This window comes from Dapis hubbardiae BLCC-M172, from assembly GCF_050016015.1.
Classification (GTDB): domain Bacteria; phylum Cyanobacteriota; class Cyanobacteriia; order Cyanobacteriales; family Microcoleaceae; genus Trichodesmium.
In genome coordinates, this window is record NZ_JBNHEQ010000291.1 from 1 (window position 1) to 1,673 (window position 1,673).

Genomic DNA, 1,673 nt, shown 5'->3' on the forward strand with positions numbered 1-1,673 from the left:
CCAAACCAGTTGGTCAAGGAACAGGACTGGGGTTGTCTATTAGTTACCAAATAGTCACCGAGCAACATGGAGGAAAATTACTGTATATTTCTCAACTGGAAAAAGGTACTGAATTTATCATAGATATTCCAAATTAAGCGGATTTGATATAAAGCTCTACTACAAACAAATAGACATTTCCGACAATCAAAAATCAAATCAATTATAGCAGTTTTCATGTTTTTTAGAGTACAGAGATTTGAGTTTAAAGGAAGAAGGAAGAAGTAATGCAAGTCATGAAGTGAAAACCGCTATATTTCTATCTACCCCCCCCCTTTCCCGGAGATGTCTAATGATAATTCACATCAACACAACACTACCAGTGCTGAAAGAGGGTTATGGAGTCGGGCTAGAAGTGGGAAAGGTAGAAGATGCGGGATATAATGCTCAAACCATTTGCTACAATTCTTTTTGGTGCGGTAAGCCTCTTGTGATATTGGAGCCGGAAACTCGTACTTACTGCCATGCTCTAGTGCAATTGAATCTATTAACCACAGCTAGTAGGTGTCGCATCCATTGGCAATGTATGTTGAATTTGCTGGGAGTTGCAGAAAATCCAACTATCTTGTCTGGAGAGGCTTTCCAAGAAGTTGAGTCTCTAGAATTGCTAAAAGCGCGTCAATTTGCTGCGTTGTATTTCTTCTATATATATAAGCTGATGCTTGACTATTTATTTGAAGAAATTGAATCAGCTCAAAACCAGGCAATTGAAGTCAGAAAATATTTAGTGGCAGGTGTCGGACTCATTGGTGAACCAGTGTTTTATTTCTATGATTCTTTGACGGCTTTAGCGGCTTTGAGTTTAAAGTCTGGGGAAACATCAGAAATATTTGCACAGGTAGAAGCCAACCAAGCAAAACTGCAACAGCATTGGGCGAATTATGCTCCCATGAATTATCAACATAAGGTAGATTTGGTAGCAGCAGAAATTTGCCGAGTTAAAGGACAAAAAGCAGAAGCAATAGAACTTTACGAGCAGGCTATAGCAGGAGCAAAAGAAAATGAATACATCCAAGAAGAAGCACTAGCTAACGAACTAGCAGCCAAATTTTACCTTGAGTGGGGCAAAAACAGAGTTGCTGCCGACTATATGATTGAAGCTTACTATTGCTACGCCCGTTGGGGGGCAAAAGCAAAAACCAACCAGCTCGAAACAAAATATTCTCAACTTCTCACCGCCATCTTGGAAACAAGAGAAACTGGTAATTCCTATAACAATTTCATCTCTAGTCAAGCCTCAGATACAGTCACTAGCACAACTCTTTTCCTAGACCATACCTCTGCTATCAAAGCCTCCAGAATTATATCGGAAGAAATCGAACTTGATGCGTTGCTGTCTAAGTTAATGCAGATTTTAATTGAGAATGCGGGGGCTAACAAAGGAGTTTTATTGTTAAATAAGCCTGATGATTGGGAAATTGTTGCTCAATGCAATAACAAAAGTTGTGATATAAGCATTATTTCCCTAGATCAAACCGATACCATACCTCGCAGCATCATCAATACTGTGAAACGAACTCAAAAGACACTGCTACTCAACAACCTCGAACAGAACAACAACTTCAGTGCCGATCTATACTTGCTCGAACAACAACCCAAAAGTATCCTTTGCAGTCCCATTCTCAACCAAAGAA

General features: G+C 39.5%; 2 protein-coding genes. Both read left to right on the forward strand.

Annotation, left to right across the window (positions count from 1 at the left end):
• On the forward strand, positions 1–137 hold a 137-nt coding region (locus tag ACP6PK_RS26840), incomplete at its 5' end, for an ATP-binding protein (protein WP_426564218.1).
• A gap of 194 nt (positions 138–331) precedes the next feature.
• Positions 332–1,673 (forward strand): GAF domain-containing protein (locus tag ACP6PK_RS26845; protein WP_426564216.1); only part of this gene is annotated, 1,342 nt, incomplete at its 3' end.